This window comes from Stenotrophomonas sp. TWI169, from assembly GCF_039674705.1.
In the GTDB taxonomy this organism is placed as follows: Bacteria; Pseudomonadota; Gammaproteobacteria; order Xanthomonadales; family Xanthomonadaceae; genus Stenotrophomonas; species Stenotrophomonas maltophilia_P.
Genome location: NZ_JBDJOB010000001.1, coordinates 244,737 through 260,778 on the forward strand (window position 1 = coordinate 244,737; position 16,042 = coordinate 260,778).

General features: G+C 67.0%; 17 protein-coding genes. 5 read left to right on the forward strand and 12 right to left on the reverse strand.

Features of this window, described 5'->3' with window-relative positions; all coding sequences use genetic code 11:
* Positions 1 to 65: 65 nt before the first annotated feature.
* A complete protein-coding gene (locus tag ABE543_RS00990) occupies positions 66 to 857 on the forward strand; it encodes an exodeoxyribonuclease III (protein ID WP_197600026.1) in 792 nt (263 codons plus the stop codon).
* 44 nt (positions 858 to 901) lie between these two features.
* Here ABE543_RS00990 and ABE543_RS00995 read toward each other — a convergent pair whose 3' ends face one another.
* From ABE543_RS00995 to ABE543_RS01030, 8 genes are all read right to left on the reverse strand, one after another.
* The gene (locus ABE543_RS00995; protein ID WP_111186911.1) at positions 902 to 1,096 is read right to left on the reverse strand and encodes a hypothetical protein; all 195 of its coding nucleotides are present in this window, start codon (positions 1,094 to 1,096) and stop codon (positions 902 to 904) included.
* The gene (locus tag ABE543_RS01000) at positions 1,093 to 1,725 is read right to left on the reverse strand and encodes a DNA-3-methyladenine glycosylase (RefSeq protein ID WP_065176091.1); all 633 of its coding nucleotides are present in this window, start codon (positions 1,723 to 1,725) and stop codon (positions 1,093 to 1,095) included. The genes ABE543_RS00995 and ABE543_RS01000 overlap by 4 nt, the downstream gene beginning before the upstream one ends.
* A gap of 69 nt (positions 1,726 to 1,794) precedes the next feature.
* A complete protein-coding gene (locus ABE543_RS01005) occupies positions 1,795 to 2,754 on the reverse strand; it encodes a cation diffusion facilitator family transporter (RefSeq protein WP_346475139.1) in 960 nt (319 codons plus the stop codon).
* A 70-nt stretch (positions 2,755 to 2,824) separates the two neighbouring features.
* Entirely contained in the window at positions 2,825 to 3,436 is a 612-nt protein-coding gene (locus tag ABE543_RS01010) for an AprI/Inh family metalloprotease inhibitor (protein ID WP_065182310.1), read from the reverse strand.
* Between the two features lie 136 nt (positions 3,437 to 3,572).
* On the reverse strand, positions 3,573 to 3,830 hold the full coding sequence (locus ABE543_RS01015) for a hypothetical protein (RefSeq protein WP_053515893.1): 258 nt from the start codon (positions 3,828 to 3,830) through the stop codon (positions 3,573 to 3,575).
* On the reverse strand, positions 3,827 to 5,179 hold the full coding sequence (locus ABE543_RS01020) for a TFIIB-type zinc ribbon-containing protein (RefSeq protein ID WP_346475140.1): 1,353 nt from the start codon (positions 5,177 to 5,179) through the stop codon (positions 3,827 to 3,829). Before ABE543_RS01020 ends, ABE543_RS01015 begins: the two co-directional genes overlap by 4 nt.
* 21 nt (positions 5,180 to 5,200) lie before the next feature.
* Positions 5,201 to 6,340: an SPFH domain-containing protein gene (locus ABE543_RS01025; protein ID WP_346475141.1), complete on the reverse strand. Its 1,140-nt coding sequence runs from the start codon at positions 6,338 to 6,340 to the stop codon at positions 5,201 to 5,203.
* A 96-nt stretch (positions 6,341 to 6,436) separates the two neighbouring features.
* Positions 6,437 to 7,309, reverse strand: coding sequence for an NAD(P)-dependent oxidoreductase (locus tag ABE543_RS01030; RefSeq protein ID WP_081279798.1), 873 nt, complete (start codon positions 7,307 to 7,309; stop codon positions 6,437 to 6,439).
* Positions 7,310 to 7,513: 204 nt separating this feature from the next.
* Between ABE543_RS01030 and ABE543_RS01035 the strand changes: the two genes are divergently transcribed.
* Complete coding sequence (locus tag ABE543_RS01035) at positions 7,514 to 7,975, forward strand: helix-turn-helix transcriptional regulator (RefSeq protein WP_111186918.1); 462 nt, start codon at positions 7,514 to 7,516, stop codon at positions 7,973 to 7,975.
* Between the two features lie 10 nt (positions 7,976 to 7,985).
* Complete coding sequence (locus ABE543_RS01040) at positions 7,986 to 8,411, forward strand: VOC family protein (protein WP_346475142.1); 426 nt, start codon at positions 7,986 to 7,988, stop codon at positions 8,409 to 8,411.
* A 45-nt stretch (positions 8,412 to 8,456) separates the two neighbouring features.
* Here ABE543_RS01040 and ABE543_RS01045 read toward each other — a convergent pair whose 3' ends face one another.
* The gene (locus ABE543_RS01045) at positions 8,457 to 9,152 is read right to left on the reverse strand and encodes an HAD family phosphatase (protein WP_283219769.1); all 696 of its coding nucleotides are present in this window, start codon (positions 9,150 to 9,152) and stop codon (positions 8,457 to 8,459) included.
* A gap of 93 nt (positions 9,153 to 9,245) precedes the next feature.
* Positions 9,246 to 10,160 (reverse strand): hypothetical protein, encoded by a 915-nt coding sequence (locus ABE543_RS01050; RefSeq protein ID WP_346475143.1) that lies wholly within the window; start codon positions 10,158 to 10,160, stop codon positions 9,246 to 9,248.
* Positions 10,161 to 10,366: 206 nt separating this feature from the next.
* Between ABE543_RS01050 and ABE543_RS01055 the strand changes: the two genes are divergently transcribed.
* A complete protein-coding gene (locus ABE543_RS01055) occupies positions 10,367 to 11,941 on the forward strand; it encodes a CocE/NonD family hydrolase (protein ID WP_346475144.1) in 1,575 nt (524 codons plus the stop codon).
* On the opposite strand, the gene ABE543_RS01060 is transcribed toward ABE543_RS01055, so the two are convergent.
* A complete protein-coding gene (locus ABE543_RS01060; protein ID WP_262218172.1) occupies positions 11,915 to 14,347 on the reverse strand; it encodes an ATP-binding protein in 2,433 nt (810 codons plus the stop codon). The two genes, ABE543_RS01055 and ABE543_RS01060, sit on opposite strands and share 27 nt — an antisense overlap.
* A gap of 264 nt (positions 14,348 to 14,611) precedes the next feature.
* A complete protein-coding gene (locus tag ABE543_RS01065; RefSeq protein WP_065182300.1) occupies positions 14,612 to 15,250 on the reverse strand; it encodes a response regulator transcription factor in 639 nt (212 codons plus the stop codon).
* Positions 15,251 to 15,333: 83 nt separating this feature from the next.
* Here ABE543_RS01065 and ABE543_RS01070 point away from each other — a divergent pair, with 83 nt between their 5' ends.
* Positions 15,334 to 15,978: a response regulator transcription factor gene (locus ABE543_RS01070; RefSeq protein ID WP_065182299.1), complete on the forward strand. Its 645-nt coding sequence runs from the start codon at positions 15,334 to 15,336 to the stop codon at positions 15,976 to 15,978.
* The last annotated feature ends 64 nt before the right edge of the window (positions 15,979 to 16,042 follow it).

The window sequence follows — 16,042 nt, forward strand, 5'->3', positions numbered from 1 at the left end:
CGACGGCGCCTGCATGACGGCGCAGGCACAGTGGTAGCTCTGCCCGCCGGCTTCAGGAGTTCTGCATGGCCCGCCGCAAGACGCTGCGCATCGCCACGTTCAACGTCAACGGTATCGGCACGCGCTTGCCCCATCTGCTTGCCTGGCTCGACAGGACATCGCCGGACGTGGTCGCATTGCAGGAGCTGAAGGCCACTGATGCTGCATTCCCGGCCGATGCGCTGGAACAGGCCGGCTACGGTGCACTGTGGCTGGGCGAAGCGCGATGGAATGGCGTGGCCCTGCTGGCAAGGGATGCGGTGCCGGTGGAAAGCCGGCGGCGGTTGCCGGGCGAACCGGCGGATGCGCAGAGCCGCTATCTGGAAGCGGCGGTGCACGGCATCGTCGTGGGTGGTCTCTACCTGCCCAACGGCAATCCCCAGCCGGGCCCCAGGTTCGACTACAAGCTGCGCTGGATGAAGCGCCTTATCCGTCACGCGCGCAGCCTCGTCGATCTCCCGCACCCTGCAGTGCTGCTGGGCGATTTCAACGTCATCCCCACCGAGGCCGATGTGTACGACCCGAAGGCATGGCGCCGCGACGCGCTGTTCCAGCCGGAGGTTCGCGAGCAGTTCGAGCATCTGCTCGCGCAGGGCTGGACCGACGCGCTGCGCAGCGTGCACGGTGACAGCACGATCTACACATTCTGGGACTACTTCCGCCAGCATGCCGAGCGCGACCGGGGACTGCGCATCGATCACCTGCTGCTGAACCCGGTCCTGGCGGCACGCGTGGTGGATGCAGGCGTGGATCGTTGGGTGCGCCTGCAGGACAAGGCCAGCGATCACGCGCCAACGTGGGTGACGGTGCGCACCTGATCCGGATCCGGCGTTGTCCGTCGGCACTGTGGTGGGGCGTCCGCTCAGCGCGTCTGCAACGATGCCTGCAGGGCGGCGGCCAGGGCAGCATCACCTGACACCAGGTCACGCCAGCGCAGGACCACACCCTTGCGCCGGCCTTTTTCCACCAGCTTCAGGCCCTGCGGATCAAGCGTCAGGGTGTAGTGCTGGCCGTCGATCTCCAGTTCACGCCGCAGTGGCCGGTCCAGCGGCGTCATCTGCGTGCTGCCGATGCAGGCCGGGGGGCGCGTGCCGAGACGTGCCGATGGCCGCGGACATGCCAGCGCCACGGAAAGTCGACGGCGCGGCTGATGCCGATCCGCGGGCCGATGACCGGGTCCGTCGGCGGAGGTGTGCCGTCGCGGGCAATGACCACACCGTGGCTGCCCGTCACCAGATCGGCGCCGTCGAAGCTCTTGTCCAGGCCGAATGCCTGGGACAGCTTGCCTGGGCCGCTGGCAAGATCGCGGTCGTGCCGTGCGGCTGGCCTGAGTTCCCGCATCCTGTCGATGCCCTGCACGGGCTCCGCTGCACGCAGCAGGACTGCCACGCCCTCGTGTTCCTGCCCGCACACCACGTTGCTTCCCCAGTGGATGCCGTAGCTGAAGTACACGTACAGATGCCCGGCCTCCCCGAACATGCTGGCTGTCCGCGGCGTCGGTCCTCGGTAGGAGTGCGCGGCCGGGTCCTGGCTGCCGCCGTAGGCCTCGACCTCGACGATGCGGGCCGCCCGTCCATCGCTGCGTATCAGCAGCGCATTCAGGAGTTCGGGGGCGACCTCCTGCGGCGGACGCTGGTAGAAGCGGCGCGGCAGGAGCGTCCAGTGATCGGGCAGCCAGTCAGGCACGGCGGTAGCGGGTCGGCGAACGGGGGATCAGTCTGGCGCTGGCAGGGTGAAGCGGATGCGGACGCGGCGTCAATCCGGTGAACGCGGCGCGCGAAGCGCCGCACGCCGGGCGGCGTAGACTTCCGGCGTCTGCGGTTTGACGAACAGCGCCACCAGTTCCGGGTACTCACGCTTGACGGCGTTTTCGATGCGGGTGATGCAGGCCTCGATCTGCGGCGTATGCCGATCATCCTCGAACTCCGCGCTGAGCATGGCCACCACCTGCTCTGGGCCCATCTGCATGGTGGTCACGCCATTGGCGCGGCGCAGATCGGCATCGGTTTCGGCGACGGCCAGGATGCGCTCGGCCACCGCTGGATGGGCAGGCTCGCCCACCAGCAGACCCTTGGTCTCGCGTGCCAGCAGAAACGCAGTCACCGCCAGAACTGCGGCGATGCACAGCGAGGCCACGCCGTCCAGGACCGGCATGTCCAGCAGTTGCGCCGCGACCAGCCCGGCCAGCGCGAATCCGAGACCGAGCAGGGCTGCACTGTCCTCCAGAAGCACGGTGAACGTGGACGGGTCCTTGCTGCGTCGGAACGCCTCGAAGTAGCCGAGCCTGCCCTTGGTGCGGCGGAACTCGCGCAGCGCCACCCACCACGACGCGCCTTCGAAGAGGATGGAAATGCCCAGCACGCTGTAGCTCAGCACATGGTGGGTCGCCGGTTCCGGCTGGCGGATGTGCTGGATGCCCTCGTATGCCGACACGCCCGCGCCCGCCGCAAACACCAGCAAGGCCACGATGAAGCTCCAGAAATACAGCTCGCGCCCGTAGCCGAATGGATGCACGGCGTCCGGCGCCTTGCCGGCCCTGCGCAGCCCGTACAGCAACAGCACTTCGTTCAGGGTGTCGACCAGCGAGTGCACGCCTTCACTGAGCATCGCTGAACTGCCGGAGAAGCCAGCGGCGATGAATTTGGCCACGGCAATGGCGAGGTTGCCGGCCAGGGCGGCATAGATGACGAGGCGGGGACCGGTGGGGGCGGACATCGCAGGGCGGTTCAAGGAAGGTTGCCTGATCTTCCTGATGCTGCCGTCCCCGGGGCGTGCAGGGCGTCCGTCAGCGACCCTTCGGATTCAGGTAGAGCCGCGCGCCGTCGGACTCGCGAAAGCCAGACCACCGTCCGCCACCCGATGCACGGAAACGGCCGTACACCGTGTTGCTGGTGTCGGTCAGCAGCAACTGGTTACCGGAAAGCACCCAGCGGTTGGCCGGGAAGAATCCCTCTGGACAGCCCGCCGGCACATAGGCGCTGTAGCCGCCGAACCACTCCATGCTCTTCAGTTCGATCGTGCAGGTGTTCCCGTTCTCCTCGCCCAGCGTCCACGTGCCGAACAGGTCGCTGTCACGCAGATCGCGGGGATGGCGGCGTTCCTGGCCCCAGCGATCGGTGTCATCGGGGACGCCGATCTCCAGATCCACGCCGGTGCTCTCGCTGTTCGATTCGGAATGCGTCCGGGAATGGGTGCTGGACTGCGAGGTCATCGAGCCGCTGCTGCCGAAGGCCGTGTCATCGCTGCGCTGGCTTTGGCTCTGGGTGGTCGAGGTCTGGGTGGTCTGCGAGGTTTCGGTGCTCTGCTGGCCAAAGCCGAAGGATGCATCCTGGGCCATGACGGGAAGGGACAGGCAGCACAGCGCGGCCAGGCAGGTACGCGGGAGCAGGGCGATCATGGCGGGATGCTCGGGAGGGCGACCCGGAAAGCATGAGGCCGGCAGGGTGGGAGACCGCGTGATGGTGCCATGCCGGCTGCGCAACGGCACTCGATGGCGGGCACCGTGGCGGTGCCCGTCGCCCCGGTCCCGGCCCTCAGGGCCTGGGTTTCAGCCGCGCCACGCGTCGTCGGTACTGGTAGACGTTGTCGCCCTCGATGCGGGTGGCCTCGGTGCCGCGCACCTGGCCCACCTTCTGGTCCGAGCCGCTGACGGGCGCGGCCTGCACTTCGGTTTCATGCTCGAAGGCGTGTGATTTGTCGGTATTGCGGTAGTAGCGGTACAGCGCCCAGTACAGCGCGGTCGCGCCGGCCGGACCTGCCGCCAACAGCCAGAGGCCACTGTCGTCGCTCATGCGGTCGCCATCAGAATGAGGATTGCCACTGCTTCGATGATCGTGCCGGCCGTAAGGGCTGCCAGCAGCATCTTCCACTGCTGCACGGGCACGCTTCCCATGGTTTCGCCGGTACGCCCATTCACCGCGATGTAGTGCAGCATGCCGCCGTTGCGGCCGGGCTGATGATAGGAGTACAGCCAGACCGGCAGGTACATGGATACCCAGCGGGTGCCATGCACGTCCAGCTGTTCCTGCTCCCAGCGGACGCCCCGGTTGTAGCCGCGCACCGACGCTTCCACCTGTGCGCGCGCGATCGACAGCAGCTGGTCCTCCAGCCGCGGGCGCAGCGTTTCGACATCGAGATTGCGCTTCTCGGACGTGAAGCCGGCCAGGTAGGACGCGTTCCATTTCACCGCGTTCTTGGTGTCGAACGGCAGAATGGTGTTGATGATGTTGTTGGTGTTGGCACTGATGTCCAGATTGCCGCGCTCGGCAGAGGATTCCAGCGGCAGATCGTCGACGGTGAAGTTCACCTGGCGCTCGATCTGGTAGACATCGGCATCGTATACGGTGCGCTTGTTCTTCTCGCTGCCCACGGTGTATCGGCGGGTCTGGATCTCGCCCTTGCCCGCCACGGCGGCGCTGACATTGCTGTCCACGATCATGTACGGCAGGTACACGCCGACCACGTTCTCGGGCGTGAACTGAGCCTTGAAGGCTTTCAGGGCGAACAGACGGCGCTTGTCGACGAACTGGCGGATGCGGGCAACCGCATCGTCCTTGCTGATGTGGAACGGCAGTACCGCATCCGGCACCGCGCCATTGGCGATCTGCTCGTTGACGCCGAACACATGCCGGCACCAGTGGCAGCGCGCCGTCATCGTGCTCTCGGTGTTGACCGTGACTTCGGCGCCGCAGCCGGTGCATTTGAAGCTCATCAGCGCCGACGCATCGGCATCGATGTCGCGTGCACCGCTGGCAATGATGGTGCCACGCAGCTGGTCGATGTTCTCGCCCAGACCGAATGCCTCTTCCACCCGGGCGCCATGCCATTCGTGACGGCAGTACAGGCAGACCAGGATGTCTGTGCCGAGCTTGGGCCGGATATCGGTGGCGCCGCATTTCGGGCACCGGTTCAGGCCGTCCTTCAACTCGGTGGCGGAGGTGTCGATGGCCAGCGGGTCCGGGGCGTCCACTTCGTCGCGGATCGCCTGCGGCAGCTGCGAGGTGTCCAGCGGGAAGCTGCCGGGTGGGGGAGGGACGTCCCGCGGAGAGCCCGGACCGTCCAACGCCGCCCCCGGCAACGGCGGAGGTGTCACAGGGCCGGAAGCGGGCAGCGGAGGCGGTCCGTTGCGTGGATCTGACATGTGCGGTTCGCGTCCTGCGGGTTACAGGCCCAGCGCCTTGGCCTTCAACGCATCATAGTCATCCTGGGTGATCAGGCCCAGGTCCAGCATCTCCTTGGCCTTTTTCAGCTTGGCCACCGGGTCATCCGCGGCCGGGGTGGCCGGCTGCTGCATGCCGCCGACACCGAACATGCCCGATGCCATGCCGACCCCCACCAGGCCTGCCGCGCCACCGTTCTCGCCGGCGGACTGGATGCCCTGGGCGACACTGGCCTGCAGGTTGGAGTTGCCGCGCGATCCGGCCAGCGCGTCGGCGCGCTGCACGGTCTTGAGCAGTTCGCGGGTAGTGGCGTCGTATTCGATGGAGACGATCGCCGTCTTGACGATGGCCAGGCCGCGATCGCTCTGCCACTGGTAGGCCTGCTCGACGGCGGCCGACAGGCTCTGCGCGAAGCCGATCGAATCCTGCTGCAGCCGGGTGATGCGGTTGCCCTTGCCCGGATCGTTGGTGTACAGGCTGAAGGCCGGCGCCAGCGAGCCCACCACCTCATTGAACAGCTGGGTGGCGGCAGCGTTGTCCAGGTCGGTGAAGTCGAACACCTTGCCCGGCTGCAGGTAGGCTGCGGGTACGAAGTTCTTCACGAACAGGATCGGATCAACGATCTTCAACGTGTACGAACCGCGGGTGACCGCGCCGACCTGGGTGTTGAGGAAACCGTCATCCCAGTAGATCTCCGACTGGGTGCCGAAACGGTTGTCCGGCAGTTCCTTCAGCGAGACGAAGCAGGCGGCCTGCTGGCTTCCCGGCTGGCCACCGAACTTGAAGCGCTCCCAGCTCTGCTTGATGAAGGTGCTGACCAGGCCATCGCCGGCGAAGAGGGACTGCGAGTTCAGGTCGTCCGAGCGCCATTCGTATCCGCCCGGTTCGGCGACGAAGGCGGTGATCGCACCGTCCTGGAACAGCAGCAGGCCGTAGCCCTCGGGCACGACGATCTTCGAGCCGTTGCTGATGATGTTGGACGACCCGTGGGTATTGGAGCCGCGCCCGGCATTGGTGCCCTGCGGGACCGCAGCGAACAGGGCTGCGGTGGCCGGTAGGCCGGTGGGCACGGTGTAGAAGTCCTTCCACTGGTCGGCCAGCACACCACCGACCGCACCCTTCACCGCCTGTACCAGACCCATGGCCAACTCCCTGTTGTTGCGTGGACAGGCACCATGCCTGTCGAGCCCGCCTGAATATAGCAGCGGGCGGGGGCGGGCGTGCCATCCCTTGCTGAATCAGGCGGCGGGCGGCCCTCGCAGCGCCTGCAGCACGGCCGCCATGTCCAGGCCGCCCAGGCCGAGCTGCTGGGCGCGAGCGAAGAGGCCATCGCTGGCCTCGATCAGCGGTGCAGCAATGCCGGCGTCGCGTGCTGCCGCAGCCACCAGCTGGCTGTTCTTCAGCACGTCGGTGATCGACGCCTGCACCGCATAGTCGCCGCGCACCATCTTGTCGAGCTTGATCCGCGAAACGTCACTGGCCATCGGGCCGGCATCAAGCACCTGCGCGAAGCGCTCCAGCGGAATGCCGTGCGCTTCGGCGAAATGCACGGCCTCGGCCAGCCCGGTCACCAGCGTGATCAGGTACAGGTTCACGGCGAGCTTCATGCGCAATGCCGCGGGAACATTGCCGCAGGGAACGCATTGCCTGCCCAGCGGCGCCACCAGCGCGGAGGCCTGTGCGACGTCCTCGTCTTCACCTGCCAGCAGGATGACCAGCTGCGCGGCTTCGGCCTGCACCCGCGAGCCGGATACCGGGGCTTCCACATAGCGCCCGCCGGCTGCGCGCACCTGTTGTGCCAATGCCTGCGAATAGGACGCGGAGCTGGTCCCCATGTTGATCAGCAGGCGACCGGCAGCACGCGCGGCGAATTCGGGGCTGTCGCGTGCCAGCACGCTGTCGATCGCCGCGTCGTTGGCGAGCATGAGGATGATCGTGCCGCAGGCAGCGAACACGTCTTCAACGCCATCGGCCACTTCGACACCGGCGGCGACCGCCTCGGCGTCGTTGCGGCCCGAGCGCGACCATCCCAGTACCTGGCTTCCCGTCCGCGCCAGGTGCGACGCCATCGGCGTTCCCATCACTCCGAGCCCGATGAATCCGACAGGCATGACTGCTTCCGCTGGGGACAAGGCGCCCATCATGCCGCAGGGCGCCGGCGACCGGCAGGGATTGACCGCGCGCAGTCGGGGACGCAGGCTGGGCCGGCTCATGGCCGCCCGACACCCATCGCCCCTGTCCGCATCCCCGCACGCCATTGAAGGGGTGGCGTGCGCGGAGGATGCGTGGCCCTGCCTCGTGCATGCGGGGATGCCATGAACCAGAGCCCGGAACTGCTGCGCCGGTTGCTGCGTGCCCGCGACTGCATGGACCGCGCCAGCCACGAACCGTGGCCGGTCGCCCGTCTGGCCGACGTCAGCGCAGTGTCCGTGGCGCACTTCGCACGCTCCTTCAAGCAGGCGTTTGGCACACCGCCCCATCGCTACCTGCTCAGCCGGCGCATCGAGCGGGCGGTTGCCCTGCTGCGCGAGACCGAGCTGCCCATCACCGAGATCGCGCTGGCGACCGGCTGGGTCAGCCTGGGCACCTTTGGCCGCATCTTCCGTGACATCACCGGCGCCAGCCCGGGTGCCATCCGCGAACGCGAGCGCGCAGGGGTGGCAGCGCAGGGTCGGGTACCGGAGTGCCACGCCCGCGCGGCGCGACGCCCTGACCTGAAGACCGCAGTTCTGGAGAAGCGGCGACGCGACAGCGCTGCCAACGTCGCTCCCGACTGAGGGAGGTCCCATGACGAACAGCGTGAATGTGGTCGGCCTGTACGTGCGCGACCAGGATGAAGCACTCGACTTCTACGTCGGCAAGCTCGGCTTCGAGGTGCACACCGATGTGCGCAACGGTGACTACCGCTGGCTGACGGTCCGCTGCCCCGGGCAGGACGGCGTCCAGCTTGGCCTGTTCCGGCCCGGCCCACCGGTCCACGACGCTGCCACCACGGCGAGCCTGCAGCAGTTGCTGGCCAAGGGGGCGATGCCGCCCCTGGTGCTCGCGGTGGACGATTGCCGGGCCACCTACGAAGCGTGGCGACAGCGCGGGGTCGAGTTCACCCAGGAACCGGTCGAGCGCTACGGCGCGGTCGATGCCGGATTCCGTGATCCTTCCGGCAATGGCTGGAAGATGATCGAGGCCCGGTCCGATGCGAGGCGGCGGCCATGAGCCGCGGGCGCGGGGCCGGCCCCACGCTGCATCCGGTTGACCGGATCACGCCACGGCGCCGGCCGCGTGGGCGGCCAGCAGGGCCGGCAGCTCATCCATGCGCGCGAACACCCGATGGACACCTGCGGCGCGCAGTGCCTCCGGGGTGCTGTGGTGCGGCCCGCCCTCGCTGAAGCCGAACACGGTGGCACCCGCGGCCACGCCGGCCGCAGCGCCGGTCACGGTGTCCTCGATCACCGCACAGCGTTGCGGCTCGACGCCCAGCGAAGCGGCAGCGGCCAGGTAGACATCCGGATGTGGCTTGCTGCGCGGCATGTCCTGGCCGCTGAAGACATGGCCCTCGAAGGCGTCGAACATCCCGACCTTGCGCAGTTGCAGTTCCACCTTGTGCAGGTCCGCGCCGGACGCGCAGGCGATGCGGCCGCCGGTGGCGGCGTGGATGGCCCGCACGGCTTCAGGGGCACCTTCGATGGCGGTCAGGTCCCGCTCCAGGGCACGATTGCGCTGCTGGCGGAACTCCTCCAGCCATTCGGCGGTGAAGGGTTTTCCCGTGCGCTCCTCGATCAGGCCGGCCAATCCGGCAACGGACTTGCCGAGAAAGACCTCGCCTGCCTGGGCGGGGGTCAGCAGCCAGCCGCGCGCACTCAGCATCTCGGAGAGCACGCGGGCCACCAGCGGCTCGGAATCCACCAGTACGCCATCGCAGTCGAACAGCACCGCATCGAAGGGGTAGGGGGACATCGACAACTCCTGCCAGTGAAAAGCCCATCATTATCGCCGGTTCGCGCAGCGCCGGGTTGCCGGGCTGCGCATGGGATGCCGAGGGCGCGCCGACTACAGGCCCGGTTCCCGTCCCATGCGATGCGCCAACGCGAAGATCGCATCGGCCCCGGCCTGGGCAGCGTCCCTGTCTTCCGGCTGCAGGTCGCTGGTGAACAGGTCCTCGACCGACTCCGGCCCGCACATGCCCGACTGGCCGCACAGGCGGTTGAGCAGCGGAGAGTCGATTCCGCAGGGGATGCCGAGCCGGCATCCTGCGAGCATCCAGGCCGCTGTGGCGACCTCGCTGCCGGCGGGAACGCCCTGCAGCTGCTCGCGCCTGCCGGCCGCCGTCGAACCCATCAGGTTGGAAAGAGCCACGTACGCCTCGCCATCCTCCTGCAGGAGGACGGCTTCAATCAGTGTCCTGTGATCGGCCAGGGACAGATCAGAACGTGCATGCAGGATCTGCTCTTCTATCTGCGCCACCAGACTGCCCTGCCGGGCGGCCAGGCTTCGGTAGTGCCGGACGTTCCTGATGCTCTCGAGAATGCGCAGCGACACCCCGGCACAGCGCCTCTGCAACCAGGCATGGCTGCGTATCAGGGCCGCACGGCGCGCAGTCGGGATGTCGATCGTCGCGAGTGCCGCAGGGTCGAGGGACATCATGCACTCGTCGTAGATCCGGCTCAGGGCCAGGCTGGCGTCGGCGTCGCCGGTGCGCGAGCGCTGCTCCAGGTCGGCGATGAGCAGATCCAGGCGGGCCGCCTCGCGGTAGCGCGCCATGGGTGAAAGCACGGGCTTGGCCTGTCCGGTACCTGCGGCGGCTGCCGACGCCGGCGCACCGTGCAGCGCAGCCTCGGCTCCGGTAGTGGCCGTGGGTGATTGCGTGCTGTCCGCAGACCGCCGCGAGGCGACGACAAGCGTCATCGCCAGGAGGACCAGCAGGGCGGCCACGCACGCGGCCAGCCGGAACGGGAACTTCACCATCGACCTCTTCTTGGCAACCGGATCCTCCGGCACGGGCAGGGAGCTGTCTGTATGCCTGCATCGGCACGCTCGAGCCTAGCACGCCGCATTCATGTTCAAGCCCGGCGAGACGGGGCGTTCCCGCCATGTTGCGTCGCAAGGTGTCTCCCACCATTCGCACTGGTACGGTCCGGCTCGTCGCACTGCAGCGACGGGGAGAAACGACGATGCGCAAGATGCTGCTGCTGTTGATCCTGTTGACCGGTCTGTCACCTGCCGCCTGGGCGGTGACCGTCACCACCACCCATCAGACGATACCCAGCTGGGACGGAACACCGCTCGGGGTATTCGTCATCCAGCCGCAGGGGCAGGGCGAGGGACGCCTTCCGCTGCTGGTCATGCCCAGCAGTTGGGCCGTTCCCAGCGTGGAATATGTCGGCGTCGCGCAGGCGCTCGCCCAGCGTGGCTATATCGTGCTCAGCTACAGTTCGCGCGGGTTCTGGGAGTCGGGTGGGGCGATCGACATCGCCGGACCCGCCACCGTCGAAGATGTCAGCGCGCTGATCGACTGGGCGCTGGACAACACCCGGGCCGATCCTGCCCGCATCGGTGTCTCCGGCATCTCCTACGGCGCCGGCACCAGCCTGCTGGCGGCGGCGCGTGATCCGCGCATCAAGGCGGTGGCCGCACTGAGCGGCTGGGCCGACCTGCAGGCGGCGCTGTACAGCAATGACACCCCCAGCGCGCAGGGCATTGCCCTGCTGGTGGCCGCCGGCCTGGCCACCGGCCGTCCCGGTGAGGAGCTGGCCACGATCAACCGCAGGGTGGTGACCGGCAACTTCCAGGGCGCGGTGGAATCGTTGCTGCCGGTTGCGGCACTGCGCAGCCCGTCCGCCAGCGTGGCGGAGATCAACGCCAACCGCCCCGCCATTTTCCTGGCCAATGCCTTCAACGACAGCCTGTTCCCGCCCGGCCAGCTGGTGGACTTCTTCAATGCGTTGACTGGCCCCAAGCAGCTGCAGCTGCGTCATGGCGATCATGCCCTCAACGAGGCGCTGGGTGCGCTGGGGGTGCCGAATGAGGTCTACGCCTCGGTGGGGGACTGGTTCGATCACTACCTCAAGGGCGTGGCGAACGGCATCGATCGTGCCCCGGCCGTGCAGCTGAAGTCGCAGAAGGGCAGCTGGAACACCTATGCAGACTGGCAGGCGACCCGTGCCGGGGCGACCCAGTACGCGCTGACCGCGCCGGGCGGATTGCTGCTTCCCACGGGCGGCCTGGTCGAGAACGGGCGCAGCAGCGGCTGGAGCTACCGCATCGGCAGTGGCCTGCCGACCGCTGCCAACTCCGGTGTCGCGATGGTGTCCGGCTCCCTGCAGATGATCAACGTTGCGCCTGGCGCCTACGTGCCCTTCATCGGCCGCAATGCCGCCGGCGTCTGGCAGAGCCCGGTCTACTGGAGCGCCCGTCGCCTGGACGGCATGCCGGAAGTGCGCGTCACCGTCACCCCCAGCCGGGCCGACACCACGCTCTATGCGTATCTGTTCGTCGAGGACGTCCTCGGCAACGGGCAGCTGATCAGCCACAAGCCGTACACCCTGCGCAGCGCGACCCCAGGGCAGGCCAGCACGCTCGATCTGCGTCTTGAAGCGAGCAGCTGGAACATCCCGGCCGGAAGCCGGCTGACCTTGGTGATCGACACCGTGGACCTGCGCTATGCCGGCGTCAGCCAGCTGGGCGGAACGGTCACCTTCAGTTCCCCGGCCAACGCACCTTCAGTCCTGCGGGTGCCCTTGCACTGAGGCGATGCCGCGTTCCTCGACGGGGACGCGGCCGCGTGCGGCGGAGGAAGCGCACGGCGCCGCTGCCAGCGGCGCCTGCTGCATCCGCGTGCCATGCGCCGCATACCATCGCAGGTCTTCGATGAGGCGGGCGATGTCACTGGCCGACGCCGGGTCTGCCGTGCGTTGGCGCAGTGCCGGCATCAGGGCCCGCGCGATGGCTTCGATGCCACGCTCGCCAGCGATGGCCGCGCTGCCGCAGATGCGGTGGGCCATGTCGCTGGCCTTGCCCCAGACGCCCGCCTCGACCGCGACCTGGAGATCCTGCAGGTCGCTGTCATACGATTCCCAGAAGATCTCCAGCATTCCGCGTGCGATCTCGTCCCCCGGTCCGCGGCCCAGCCAGGCCCTGAGCTGGAAGGTGGAGAGAGGTTTGGTCACGACGTGATCGAACCCCGCCTCGGCGCACTCCTTCGCATGTTCAACGCCCTCCATCGCTGAGATCGCCAGGATGCTGGCACGTCCTTGCCGCCGCGAGTGTTCAATCGCGCGGATCCGTCGGCACAGTGCGTAGCCGTCCATGTCGGGCAGGTTGCAGTCCAGCAGGATCGAGCCGAACTGAGGAGCCGTCCGGATCACGCGCAGGGCATGCGCAGCATCCGTCGCCAAGGTCACCGACAGCCCCATCGCCTCGATCTGCGCCTTGAACATCCGTGCACTGTAGATATGATCCTCCACGATCAGTACCGATGGATTCCCGTGCGTGGCGGTCGCCTGCTGTTGCAGTGCGAGCGTGGGAGCGGAAGCTTCGCAGGCTCGCGCGTGACGTGCGGGAAGCACGACGTGGAAGCGACTGCCTTTTCCGGGGCTGCTCTCCACCTGGATGGAACCCCCCAGCCGCTGCGTGATGCGCGAGCAGATGGACAGGCCCAGACCAGCACCGCCCAGGGCGCGTCCCTGCTGGCTCTGCCAGTAGTCGGAGAACAAGGCGTCGCGCTCCTCGGCACTCATGCCGATGCCGCTGTCGATGACCTCGATGTTCAGCGTGCAGTGCCCGGACGTGCCGGCCTCCACCCACAGGCGCACACGTACGTCACCGTTGCGTGTGAACTTGATCGCGTTGGACAACAGGTTGACAACCACCTGCCGCACCACGATGGGATCGATCCACAGATCGCCCGGCTCGCCACCGGGCAGTTCCACATGGCAGGTTACGTTGCGTTCGCGCGCCTGCGGGCGGAACGCGCGCACCGACTCCTCGATCAGGGGGCGCAGCGCGACCCGCGTTGGCTCCGCTGCGCGGCTGCCTCCTTCAAATCGCGAGTACTCCAATGCGTTGTTCAGCAGAAGACTGAGGCTGGAGGCACTGGCCAGGGCTGCATCGAGGGCCTCTTCCTGCTCCGGAAGCACGGGTCCCTTGCCGAGCAGGTCGATTGCCGAAAGCAGCGCATTGGCCGAGTTGCGGATTTCATGGCTGACCACGGCCAGCATCCTTGCCTTCTCCTGCGCGGCGCGTTTGGCCAGATCCCGTGATCGCTTCATCTGGTAGGCCGCGAACGCCAGCGCCAGCAGGACGAGGGCGGCGGAAATCGCTTCCGTCCGGTAGTACAGCAGGATTGCGCCGACCGAGGGCGGCGTGCGGTACACCGTCTCCAGCCAGCCATCGATCACATCCCGGTGATGGGCGACCGAAAGCGCGCGGAGTCCGCTGTCGATGGTGTCCAGCAGCGCCTTGTCCTCGCGCCTGACCACCGCACGCACCACGATCGGCAGCTCCGCGACCGCACCGGACGCGACCAGGGTATGCTGGAAGTATCGGCGGATCACCGGGTTGTACAGCGCATCGGTTCCCAGCGCCGCATCCGCCGTTCCCGACTCGACCGCACCGAGGATCTGCGGCACTCCCGTGAACTCCAGCACCTTGATATCCGGATGATGGCGCCGGATCCAGTCGACGTACTGGCTGCCCTCACGTACGGCGACCACGTGGCCGGCCAGCGCGCCAAGCGTAGCGAAACCGGGCCCCGCCGCGCGCGAGAACAGCAGTGTCCTGCCCTCGAAGTAGGGTGGCGACACCAGGAAGCGGTCATCCTGCGGAAGATCCAGGTCCATGACCGAAGGCACCAGATCCACCTTGCCCGACTGAAGCTGACGGTAGGCCTCCGTGGGCGATCCGGTGGGTACGAACTGGAAGCGGACGCCCGCGAGCCCGGCGATGTGCATCATGTAGCGATAGGCGGAAGCACCTTTCCCGGTGGCGAAGCCAACCGCACGCCCTCCATCCAACTGCGGATCGGCGGCCACACGGATGATGCGCGCCTGCGTGACGTCGTCGTTGCGGGAGGAGTGATGGACTCCCGTGGCAAGCGCGCAGAGCAGAAGCGCGGCTGCAGCCAGCAGCCCGGCCATTCCTGTTGATCGTTTCATCGGCCTTCCAGAGGCGGGCAAAGCACGTGAGCGGATCTCACGGGACGTTGTGCTGAAGAAGCCGTGGCGACGCGGTGCTGTCACCCCGCGGTGCTCCTCCATTTCGGTGCTGGAAGGCTAGCAAAGAGTGCCCGATGCGTCTTTGCAACTAATTGTATTGGAGAACCTGAACGAGCCGTACATCATTCCTGCCCCGGCCCGCTGCCGCCTTCCCACTACACGAGGTGCCAACGCGACCCTGGGCGCGCCCGTCGGCAGACGCGCTCATTCCAGTCCCAACTCCGATGCGAACCTGAAAAGTTCGGCATTGCTGCTCACGCCGAGCTTGCGCATTGCCGCACGCTTCTGGGTGCTGACCGTCTGCTTGGTGACCGCCAGCTCAAGCGCAATCTCATTCACGCCCTTGCCCGCCAGGAGCAGATGTACCACCTGTGCTTCGCGAGGCGAGAGCAGTTCGCCGGCGGAATCGAATCCGTTCACATCGCGGCTGGCCAGGATGGCGGGTGAGAAATACCGGCGTCCCTGGGATGCGGCCAGCAACGCTCTGGCGACATGCCGCAGGTCATCCGACTTGCTGACCACCGCGGCCACCCCGCGCGTGAGCAGAACCTGGATGATCGGCCACTGGTCCAGCGCGGTGAGAACCACGATGCGCAGTGCCGGGTACCTGCTGCACAACGTATCCACCAACGCCAGGCCATCGCAGCCGTCGCCAGCGGGCATGGAGTAGTCGACGACGGCAACATCGGCAGGCTGGACAGCGAGGAGGTCCAGCAGTTCGACGCCGTTTGCAACGCTGGCCAGGCATTGGAATCCTGCCTGCTCATCGACGATCGCCTCAACCGCAAAGCGTGTGATCGGATGATCGTCGGCAATGACAACATCCTCGACTCGGTCTTTCATAGTGTTTTCCTTCGCATTGCGTTTTCGCGAACAGGAAACTTCACGGCCAACCTGACAAGCGTCAACAGAAGGAGGCGCGAAACATGCCTGTCGAATTCATCATCGCCGATGATCACCCTGTGGTCACCATCGGCGTTGCCCGGCTCATCGCCGCACACCCGGACCTGTCCCTGCGCGGGTGTGCCAGGAATTCGAGCGAGCTCGTCAACCTGCTGGCCACCACCAGCGTGCAGGTCGCGGTGATCGACTACTCGATGCCGGGTGGCGAGTACGGAGACGGTCTGTCATTGATCCGCTTCCTCCTGCGACGCTTTCCTCGCACGGCGCTCGTCCTGCTCACCGGGAACGACAGCAGCCACATCATCGAGCATGCGCAGCGGGCCGGCGTGAAATGCATCGTTGCCAAGTCCGATCCGCTGGAGTACCTGCCACCGGCCATCCTCGCCGCGGCGGTCGGCAGGAACCACCTGTCGCCGCGGATGCTCGAACTCGCTTCGCTGCATGAGCAGTTGCCGGGCGTGGTGCTGTCCGGGCGCGAGCTGGAGGTCCTGCGCCTTCTGGTCGAAGGTTACAGTCAGCGCGAGGTGGCCCGCCAGTTGTGCCGCAGCGTACAGACCATCAGTGCACAGAAGCGCTCGGCGATGAAGAAGCTCGGCCTCAACAGCACCATCGATGTCCATCGCTATGCTGCTGCCAATGGCTGGGTGACCTGTGCCGATGGCGGATAGGCCTGCGGCATTTGCAAACTAGTTCGATTGTGGAAGTGAACTGCCATCCATACAGTGACTGCAA

Excerpts from the sequence above, each read along its gene's own strand:
- ABE543_RS01045 (WP_283219769.1), bottom strand. The coding sequence starts at position 9,152 with ATGTCCCCCTACCCCTTCGATGCGGTGCTGTTCGACTGCGATGGCGTA.
- ABE543_RS01005 (WP_346475139.1), bottom strand. The coding sequence starts at position 2,754 with ATGTCCGCCCCCACCGGTCCCCGCCTCGTCATCTATGCCGCCCTGGCC.
- ABE543_RS01065 (WP_065182300.1), bottom strand. The coding sequence starts at position 15,250 with ATGAAAGACCGAGTCGAGGATGTTGTCATTGCCGACGATCATCCGATC.
- ABE543_RS01050 (WP_346475143.1), bottom strand. The coding sequence starts at position 10,160 with ATGGTGAAGTTCCCGTTCCGGCTGGCCGCGTGCGTGGCCGCCCTGCTG.
- ABE543_RS00990 (WP_197600026.1), top strand. The coding sequence starts at position 66 with ATGGCCCGCCGCAAGACGCTGCGCATCGCCACGTTCAACGTCAACGGT.
- ABE543_RS00995 (WP_111186911.1), bottom strand. The coding sequence starts at position 1,096 with ATGACGCCGCTGGACCGGCCACTGCGGCGTGAACTGGAGATCGACGGC.
- ABE543_RS01055 (WP_346475144.1), top strand. The coding sequence starts at position 10,367 with ATGCGCAAGATGCTGCTGCTGTTGATCCTGTTGACCGGTCTGTCACCT.
- ABE543_RS01035 (WP_111186918.1), top strand. The coding sequence starts at position 7,514 with ATGAACCAGAGCCCGGAACTGCTGCGCCGGTTGCTGCGTGCCCGCGAC.
- ABE543_RS01030 (WP_081279798.1), bottom strand. The coding sequence starts at position 7,309 with ATGCCTGTCGGATTCATCGGGCTCGGAGTGATGGGAACGCCGATGGCG.
- ABE543_RS01015 (WP_053515893.1), bottom strand. The coding sequence starts at position 3,830 with ATGAGCGACGACAGTGGCCTCTGGCTGTTGGCGGCAGGTCCGGCCGGC.
- ABE543_RS01010 (WP_065182310.1), bottom strand. The coding sequence starts at position 3,436 with ATGATCGCCCTGCTCCCGCGTACCTGCCTGGCCGCGCTGTGCTGCCTG.
- ABE543_RS01020 (WP_346475140.1), bottom strand. The coding sequence starts at position 5,179 with ATGTCAGATCCACGCAACGGACCGCCTCCGCTGCCCGCTTCCGGCCCT.
- ABE543_RS01040 (WP_346475142.1), top strand. The coding sequence starts at position 7,986 with ATGACGAACAGCGTGAATGTGGTCGGCCTGTACGTGCGCGACCAGGAT.
- ABE543_RS01025 (WP_346475141.1), bottom strand. The coding sequence starts at position 6,340 with ATGGGTCTGGTACAGGCGGTGAAGGGTGCGGTCGGTGGTGTGCTGGCC.
- ABE543_RS01060 (WP_262218172.1), bottom strand. The coding sequence starts at position 14,347 with ATGAAACGATCAACAGGAATGGCCGGGCTGCTGGCTGCAGCCGCGCTT.
- ABE543_RS01070 (WP_065182299.1), top strand. The coding sequence starts at position 15,334 with ATGCCTGTCGAATTCATCATCGCCGATGATCACCCTGTGGTCACCATC.